9 protein-coding genes are annotated in these 8,608 nt (G+C 60.1%); 3 read left to right on the plus strand and 6 right to left on the minus strand.

Annotation, left to right across the window (positions count from 1 at the left end; all coding sequences use genetic code 11):
- Positions 1-122: 122 nt before the first annotated feature.
- Complete coding sequence (locus J2X24_RS17540) at positions 123-359, minus strand: ribbon-helix-helix domain-containing protein (RefSeq protein WP_209724480.1); 237 nt, start codon at positions 357-359, stop codon at positions 123-125.
- Positions 360-504: 145 nt separating this feature from the next.
- A complete protein-coding gene (locus J2X24_RS17545; RefSeq protein ID WP_209724482.1) occupies positions 505-714 on the minus strand; it encodes a DUF4169 family protein in 210 nt (69 codons plus the stop codon).
- Positions 715-1,065: 351 nt separating this feature from the next.
- Here J2X24_RS17545 and J2X24_RS17550 point away from each other — a divergent pair, with 351 nt between their 5' ends.
- Both J2X24_RS17550 and J2X24_RS17555 read left to right on the plus strand, forming a co-directional pair.
- Entirely contained in the window at positions 1,066-1,464 is a 399-nt protein-coding gene (locus J2X24_RS17550) for a YccF domain-containing protein (protein ID WP_209724484.1), read from the plus strand.
- 147 nt (positions 1,465-1,611) lie between these two features.
- A complete protein-coding gene (locus J2X24_RS17555) occupies positions 1,612-2,685 on the plus strand; it encodes a GIN domain-containing protein (protein WP_209724485.1) in 1,074 nt (357 codons plus the stop codon).
- Positions 2,686-3,083: 398 nt separating this feature from the next.
- Here J2X24_RS17555 and J2X24_RS17560 read toward each other — a convergent pair whose 3' ends face one another.
- The 3 genes from J2X24_RS17560 to fumC are packed head-to-tail and all read right to left on the minus strand — an operon-like array spanning position 3,084 to position 5,785.
- Positions 3,084-3,647: a PH domain-containing protein gene (locus J2X24_RS17560; protein ID WP_209724487.1), complete on the minus strand. Its 564-nt coding sequence runs from the start codon at positions 3,645-3,647 to the stop codon at positions 3,084-3,086.
- A 31-nt stretch (positions 3,648-3,678) separates the two neighbouring features.
- Complete coding sequence (locus J2X24_RS17565) at positions 3,679-4,389, minus strand: phytanoyl-CoA dioxygenase family protein (protein ID WP_209724489.1); 711 nt, start codon at positions 4,387-4,389, stop codon at positions 3,679-3,681.
- A gap of 4 nt (positions 4,390-4,393) precedes the next feature.
- Positions 4,394-5,785, minus strand: coding sequence for a class II fumarate hydratase (fumC, locus tag J2X24_RS17570; RefSeq protein WP_209724520.1), 1,392 nt, complete (start codon positions 5,783-5,785; stop codon positions 4,394-4,396).
- Between the two features lie 270 nt (positions 5,786-6,055).
- Between fumC and J2X24_RS17575 the strand changes: the two genes are divergently transcribed.
- Positions 6,056-6,481, plus strand: coding sequence for an MAPEG family protein (locus J2X24_RS17575; protein ID WP_209724491.1), 426 nt, complete (start codon positions 6,056-6,058; stop codon positions 6,479-6,481).
- Positions 6,482-6,611: 130 nt separating this feature from the next.
- Here the strand turns inward: J2X24_RS17575 and J2X24_RS17580 are convergent, their stop codons facing one another.
- Positions 6,612-8,453, minus strand: coding sequence for an ABC transporter ATP-binding protein (locus J2X24_RS17580; protein ID WP_209724493.1), 1,842 nt, complete (start codon positions 8,451-8,453; stop codon positions 6,612-6,614).
- Positions 8,454-8,608: the final 155 nt, after the last annotated feature.

The raw sequence follows: 8,608 nt of genomic DNA on the forward strand, positions 1-8,608 counted from the left end.
TGGCCACACTGAATTTCGTTTCGACACATGGCTTGATCGCGCATTGTCAGCGGAAAGGCAAACGGCCGGAAGCAGGCTTCCGGCCGTTGCACAGTCGATTGCGCCCCTGCGCAAACATAAGGCTAGGCGCGTTTGCGCCTGGCCGGTCCGGCATTCTGAACGTGCGACAGCGCAGACAACCGGCAATAGGACGCCAGAAGGCTTTCGCCGCGTCGCGAGTCGAGCTCTGCGATAAGCGCAGCAAGGCTGATTCGCCGTTCCTTTGACATGGTCTCAAGGACCGCCCAGAACTCAGGTTCCAAGGCGACCGATGTGGCGTGTCCGGCCAGGTTTACCGATCTTTTTTTTAGGCCAGGCATGACTTTCTCCCGGATTCATGACCTTTGCTCCCCCTCAGGCAAGATGTGTGTTGCATCCCCTGCTTTCACCTTCACGGCCGCCGTCGCATAGTTTTCCTGGTACTATTTGACCTTGACCCTTCAGGTGGTACGAATTTGCGGACTTTTATTGTTCTTCGTCAACCCCATTTATTGGAGTGGGCGTATTTAAACGCTTTCCTTCCCACTGCGCTTGGAGCCGTTTTTGCTTCTCCTGCTCCAGTTTTCGGGTTTTGCCCGGCAAACCGTGAATAACACGGTTTTTTTCCGCTGTCTCGATTTGCACTTGTTTTCGCTTGGCTTTTCGCGCCTTGTTGAGATTGACTATCTCTGTCATTTTCGAAAAATCTCCCGCAAACTCCCATTTATGGGATTGGCCGCTGCTGCCACATGAGCTCGCTTCAATAACTTGCGCATACTACACCGCCACTTGATGCAATTAAAGTATTTACCAATCCAATGTGAAATTTTATGCCTGTTATGTCCTTACCCTCATAAGGATAGGCGACCATATGGAGTTCGATAACTTTCTAACCCGAGTATATGCCGTCCAACAAGAACTGTCTCATGCGTATCAGTACCATCGACGCGCGTCCATCCGAATAAACGAAATTTAACATGTCACCGCGCGCAGACGCCCTATAATTCAACGACCGGAACCTAGACCCGTTCCGCTTCGGAGAGACCTATGGCGTTGTTGCTCAATATTCTGTGGCTTGTTTTCGGTGGTTTCGTGGCCGGCTGCGCCTGGCTCCTGGGCGGCGCCATCCTGGCCATCACAATTGTCGGCCTGCCGTGGGCCTTTTCGGCGTGGCGCATCGCCGGCTTCGTCTTCTGGCCCTTCGGCCGCGAGATCGTCAATCGTGAAAATTATAACGGCGAAGGCGACCTCGGAACGGGGTGCCTCGGCATGGTCCTCAACATCGTATGGTTCGTCTTCGCCGGCTGGTGGATCGCTCTCACCCATGTCCTCATCGCCATCGGCGAAGCGATCACCATCATCGGCATCCCGTTTGCGCTCAAGGATATCCAGCTGGCGCAACTGGCGCTGGCGCCGGTCGGCAAGACCATTGTGGACAAGCGGTAAAGCAAATCCCGCCCTTCCCTAAGGTAACGGCAACTCTTACAATTGCTTCATGACTCGATTTTAATTTGATTTCAGCCTTCCCGGGCCGCATTCTTAGGACAACAGCCGCCCGGACTCCCTGAGCCCCGACGGCACCTGGAGAGTAAAATGCGTAATCGCGTAAAATCCCTTTGGCAATTTGGCGCTGCCGGCCTGGTTAGCGCCGTGGCGCTGACCGCAGCCACCGGCGCACTCGCGCAGATGCGCCTTCTGTCCGACGGCCCACAGGTCGAATTCAAGGACATGGTCGCCCGCGTCGTCGTGACGCCGGAAGAGCGCAGCGATGTCGACATTCGCGTCCGCTATGGCAAGGCCAAGGTACCGACCCTGATGGTGTCAAAGCGCGGCCAGACGACTGTGCTGAATGGGCACCTGTCAAAGTCGCGCGGCGTGAACCTCAATCTGCGCATCAATCTCGACGACAGCGCGAACCCGATGCGCGGTTCGGTTTTCGTCTCCGGCGTCGGCCAGGTCGATATCAATGAACTGCCGCTCGTCTTTGTCCGTGTGCCGCAAAACGCCGTCGTCAAGGACAGCGCCTATGTCTTCGGCCAGGTTGGCCCCGCTAAGAGCCTCGACTTCATCCTGAACGGCAGCGGCAACTGGAAGCTGGCGCCGGTCGCCGGCCCGCTCAACATCATCGATGCCGGCTCGGGCAATATCCGCGTCACCCAGGCCGGCGACGCCATCATCGACAATCTCGGATCGGGCACCATCGCCATCGACACCGTCCGGTCGCTGAAACTGACCGTCAGCGGCTCAGGCAATGTCTCGGCCCAGAACGCAGCCGATGTCGACATCAAGAACCAGGGATCGGGTGACGTATCGCTGGGGACCGTACGGTCGCTCAAGGCCGGCCTGAACGGCTCGGGCGACCTCAGCGTCCAGCACATCGGCGGCAATTTCAGCCTGGTCAACAATGGCGCCAGCGACGTAAACATCGGCCGCCTGCTGGGCGCCGCCGCGCTCGACATGTCGGGCTCGGGCGACGTCAACATCGAAGACGGACATGCCAACAATTTCGTCATCCGCGGTTCGGGCTCCGGCGACGTCAGCTTCGGCGGTGTCGCGGGCTCGGTCAATATCGACAACAATGGCTCGGGCGATGTCAGCATCGTCAAGGCCACGGGCCCGGTACAGTCGCGCATGGTCGGTTCCGGCGAAATGCATATCGGCAACTGATCCGGCCCATCACCCCGTGCAAAACGGCGGCTCCCCGGGCCGCCGTTTTTGTTTGCGCGGGACACAACCTTCTGTAAACGCAGCGACTTTTGCCGCACGTGCGAACATTACAAAACCGCAATATTAACTTATTGATTTCATTATATTAAATCGAGTTCATGACTTGGTATTAATTTGAACTATACACGCCGGAAGCGCATAAGGTCCCTGTCACACCAACCAAGGAGACCCAATCATGACCCTCAATATCGCTTCCGTCGCCGGCCTGTTCGCCATGACCCTTCTGATGGCGACCGCCCTGCTCACCATCGGCACGATCTAAACCAAGGACCATGCCAGTACATGAATAATGGCGCAGAGATCCCCCTCTGCGCCTTTTGCTTTACTGGTTTGCACGCTTAGCTCTCGTGGCTATCGCCCCGCGCCCTGTCAAGCTGCTCTTCCAGAGCGTGCTTGGCTCCCACCGGATCGATCATAAAGAAGAAAGCTGTTTCCGACGACCCGGTGCCCGTGACTTGAATGCTGCCGAAGTTCAGCAACCGGCCGAGGAAGCTCTGATAGACCTGAATGGACTCGACTTTTGACAGACGCTGTTCGGAGGTGGAGCGCGAGAACAGGCCGAACTTGGCGATGACGCGGCGGTCCGTGATGACGAAATCGGAATTGAAGTAGTAGACCAGCGCGTCGATCAATCTGCCGAACGTCACCCACACGAACACGATGACAATAATAGCTTCGGGAACGAGCCCCGGCCACCAGCCGCTATCCTTCAAAAACTTGGGGGCGAGATCGGTGACGAAGGCACCCAGCACCTGGGCGAGATTGAAGAAGAAGACGGCACCCAAAGCCACGCCAAAGACAATGAAACGTAGAATCGGCGAGATGAAAATCGCCCAGTGCACCCTGGCGTTATAAATGATCTTTTCGCCAGGCCTCAGGGCCGTATCGACATAGCGCGGCATCGTCAAAGCTCCCCCATGTGTTGACGGGTGACTATACCTCACCCGCGGCATTTGGCGAGTCACCTTCGTTAACACCACGCCACTCCAGGTCTTCAGGCAGGTTCACGGCGGCGTAGTCGACTTGCAGCACCCGGCGGCGGCCAGGCTTTGACGCCGCTTCCGAAGCGTGAAGGATCGGCGTTGCGCACGCCCAGACATCACCTGCCTTCGCTGTGCACACTTGGACCGGCAACACTTCTGCCAGGCCGGCTGCGCGATCCGCCGGAATGACGCCAAGCTGGTGACTGCCCAGGACCAGTTTCAGAGGGCCATTGTCGTCGCCGCAGTCGTCCAGATACAGACGCAGCGTTACCATGCCATCGAGGATGTCTATCGGTGGCTCGACATGGACAATCCCGTCCTTAACCGACCAGGTGCCGAAACCCTTCGTTTCCTTGCGTTGGCGCACAGCAATAGTGCGATCCTGATGCCATGCGACGCCCCAGTTGGTCTCGGGCGTCTTATCGAACAGGATCACGCGTACAGGCTGCGCGCTATCGCCAATAATCGCAGCCGCGATCCGGCCCAGTGGCCCGTCGTGCAGCAGACCCGCCCAACGGCCACCGGTCAGGCGCCTGCCCGGCCGGCCACCTGCCAGAACAGGATCAAAGTCTCCGGCCAGTGCCGCTACGGCTTCAGCGTCCAGCACGGCGGGAAACAGAACCGCTCCCCGCTCAGCAAAGGCGGCGGCATCATAGTCCAAGGGTCTAGCCCGGCTTGACCATGTTTTCCGGACGGACGAACTGGTCGAACTCTTCGTTCGTCAGATAACCGCCGCCGACGGCTTCTTCGCGCAGGGTGGTGCCGTTCTTGTGGGCCGTCTTGGCGATCTTGGCACAAATGTCGTAGCCGAGGCGACCGTTCAGCGCCGTTACCAGCATCAGCGAGTTTTCCAGGCCGCGCTTGATATTGTCGAGGCGCGGCTCGATGCCGACGACGCAGTTGTCGGTGAACGAGATCGCCGCGTCGGCCATCAGGCGCACGCTTTGCAGGAAGTTGTAGGCCATGACCGGATTGAAGACGTTCAGCTCGAAATGGCCTTGCGAACCGGCGAAGGTCAGGGCGGCGTGGTTGCCGAAGATCTGCACGCAGACCTGCGTCAGCGCCTCACACTGTGTCGGATTGACCTTACCCGGCATGATCGATGAGCCCGGCTCGTTTTCCGGCAGGGCCAGTTCGCCCAGGCCCGAGCGCGGGCCCGAACCCAGGAAGCGGATATCGTTGGCGATCTTGAACAGCGAAGCGGCGACCGTGTTGATGGCGCCGTGGCTGAACACCATGGCGTCGTGGGCAGCCAGGGCTTCGAACTTATTCGGCGCCGTGGTGAAGCCAAGGCCGGTAATCGAAGCGATCTTTTCGGCCACGCCTTCAGCAAAACCAATCGGGGCATTCAGTCCGGTGCCGACGGCCGTACCGCCCTGCGCCAGTTGCATCAGCTTCGGCAGAGTCTGCTGGATACGCTCGATGCCATTGGTCAGCTGCTGGGTATAGCCGCCGAACTCCTGCCCCAGCGTCAGCGGCGTCGCGTCCTGGGTGTGGGTGCGGCCGATCTTGATGATGTCCTTCCACGCCTCAGCCTTGTCGTTCAGCGCGTTGCGCAGGGTTTGCAGCGCCGGTAGGAGGCGGTGGACGATCTCTTCGGCGCAGGCGACGTGCATGGCCGTGGGGTAGGTGTCGTTCGACGACTGCGACATGTTGACGTGATCGTTCGGGTGAACGGGCTTCTTCGAGCCCATCTCACCACCGAGGATTTCAATGGCGCGGTTCGAGATCACCTCGTTGGCGTTCATGTTCGACTGCGTGCCGGAACCCGTCTGCCACACGACCAGCGGGAAGTGATCGTCGAGCTTGCCTTCGATGACCTCATTGGCGGCCTGGATGATGGCGGCGCCGAGTTTCGTGTCGAGCTTGCCCAGCGCCATATTGGTTTCGGCGGCGGCGCGCTTGACGATCCCTAAGGCACGCACGATAGGCAGCGGCTGCTTTTCCCAGCCGATCTTGAAGTTGCCGAGGCTGCGCTGCGCCTGTGCGCCCCAATACCGGTCGGATGCCACATCGATCGGGCCAAAGGTATCGGTTTCGCTGCGCGTCGTGGACATTCTTTTCGTCTCCGGAGGGGTCGGGGGAGTGGATGGCAGCTCGTTGCCGGACGGCCCGGTCTGAATGGCCTCGGGCGTCTCGAAATTGGCGCCGGTTTGCGGACGGTTTTTGTCCTTGGACTTCTTGCCCCAGCCGAACATGCGTCACTCCTTGGAAATTCGCGTCTGTGTCCTAAAACCCCGACCGGCAAAGTGCAATGGGAAATACGGCTCTGGTGCATCGACCTCAATCATGGCAGGCTTTGCCGCGCATATTTCGGAAGACCTGCGATGCTTGAGAAACACCTGATCCTGTGGCCGGTGGCGGCGATGGCCGCCCTGACCTTCATCGTGCTGAACCTGATGCCGTTCGCACGGGTCATCGCCGTGCGCACGGGCAAGGCGCGGGTCAGCGATTTCAAGTACGGTGAAGCGGAAAGCGTGCCCGAAACCGCGCGCCTCATCAACCGCAACTACATGAACCTGCTGGAACTGCCGGTGTTGTTCTATGTCGTGTGCCTGATCCTGTTCGCCGATGACGCCGTGACACAGATTGAACTGATTCTGGCCTGGTTGTTTGTCGGTTTTCGTGCCGCGCACACAGTGTTGCACCTGACGATCAATCACGTTCTGGTGCGGCTTTCCGTTTTCGCCCTGGCCGTGATCACTTTGCTAGCGCTGTGGATCGTGACCTTCTGGCGGATCGCGGGATTGTAGGATTGTCCCCTCTCCCCGCTTGCGGGGAGAGGGCTAGGGTGAGGGGCTCTTTCAACAAGCACCTAAACGCGCGATTTGCCCCTCATCCGGTCCTCCGGACCACCTTCTCCCCGCAAGCGGGGAGAAGGGATTAGGCCGCGATAAACCCGCCGGTCTGGCGCGCCCACAGCCGCGCATACAGTCCGCCCGCCGCGATCAGCTCGGCGTGCGTGCCGCTTTCGATGATCCGTCCCGCCTCCATGACCACCAGACGGTCCATGCGCGCGATGGTGCTCAGCCGGTGCGCGATCGCAATGACCGTCTTGCCGCGCATCAGCTCCAGAAGGCTGTCCTGGATCGCCGCCTCGACCTCGGAATCGAGCGCCGACGTCGCTTCGTCCAGAACCAGGATCGGCGCATTTTTCAGCAGCACACGCGCGATGGCGATGCGCTGGCGCTGGCCGCCCGACAGCTTGACGCCGCGCTCGCCGACATGGGCGTCGAGCCCGCTGCGGCCCTTGTTGTCCCTGAGCTCCGGAATGAAGTCCCAGGCGTGGGCGCGGCGCGCGGCTTCGATGATCGCCGCGTCCGAAGCCTCCGGCCAGCCATAGGCGATATTGTCGCGGATCGAGCGATGCAGCAGCGACGTGTCCTGAGTCACCATGCCGATATGGCCGCGCAAGGAGTCCTGCGTCACCTGCGCGATGTCCTGGTTATCGACCAGGATGCAGCCGGACGTCAGGTCGTGCAGGCGCAGGAAGACATTGACCAGGGTCGACTTGCCAGCGCCCGAGGGCCCGACCAGGCCGATCTTTTCGCCCGGTCGGATCGTCAGGTCGATGCCGTCGAGCGCGGCCTGGCCGGCTTCACCATACATGAAGCGCACTGCGTCGAAACGGACCTCGCCGTGCCGGATGGCCAGGGTTCCGGCCTGCGCCGCATCGGTGACCTTGTGCGGCTGGGAGATGGTTTCGATGCCGTTCTGGATGGTGCCGATGTTTTCGAAGAGGTTGGTCACCTGGAACATGATCCAGCCCGACATGTTGAGGATGCGCTGGGTCAGGGCGCCGACAAGCGCAATGGCGCCGACGCTGATCGCGCCCTGGCTCCACAGCCAGATGGCCAGGACCGCCGTCGAGACCAGCAGTGCTATGTTCAGCCAGTTGACCATGATGTCGAGCCGGGTGATCAGGCGCTGCTGAACCCGCCATTTGGCGGTGTTGAACTCCAGAGCGTCACGGACATAGGCGTCTTCGCGCGACGGTTCGGCGAACAGCTTGACGGTCTGGATGTTGGTATAGCTGTCGACCAGCCGGCCGACGAGGGCCGAGCGCGCTTCGGATCCCTCTTCCGAAGCCTTCGACAGCAGCGGTACGTACCGCCAGCAGATCAGCCCATAGCCGGCGCACCAGATGACCAGCGGCACGACCAGGCGAACATCGGCTTCGAAAAACATGACGAAGGCGCCGGTGAAATAGACCACGACATAGAGAAAGGTGTCGCTCAACGTCACCAGGGTGTTGCGCACCGAAGACGCGGTATCGGCCACCTTGGACGCCACGCGGCCGGCGAAGTCATTGGCGAAGAAGGTCATCGACTGACGCACGACATAACGATGCGACTGCCAGCGGATCAGGGCGGGGAAGTTGCTGGTCAGGCCCTGCTGCAGGATCAGGGACTGCACCATGACCAGCAGCGGCCAGGCCACCGCGACCGTCAGCAACATGATGACAAAGGTCCGGCCATGTTGCGCCCAAAGCGCTCCGGGCTTCGCCACCGTCAGGATATCAATGATCTCGGCGATAAAGCGGAAGACCATGATTTCCGCGCATGTCGCCAGCAGTCCGACGAAAATCACCGTCGCGAAGACCGGCCAGACCTGGCGCAGATAGGTCCAGACATAGGCGACCAGCCCGGTCGGCGGCGTCGCGTCGTCGTGCGGCCGGAACGGATCGATCAGCCGTTCAAAGGGTCTGTAAAGCCAGTTCAGCATAGATAGTTCCTTGGTCGTGCGCCGGCCTCATCGGCACAAAAAAAGCGGGCCGTCAGGCCCGCTCAGACTGCTGACAAACCTCTGGCGTAAGTCGGGGGTTTCTGATTCATTGAGGTATGCTCAAAGCGCCGTCAGCCGAACAAACCGCCCTTGAG

This window comes from Asticcacaulis solisilvae, assembly GCF_017875235.1.
Lineage (GTDB): Bacteria > Pseudomonadota > Alphaproteobacteria > Caulobacterales > Caulobacteraceae > Asticcacaulis > Asticcacaulis solisilvae_A.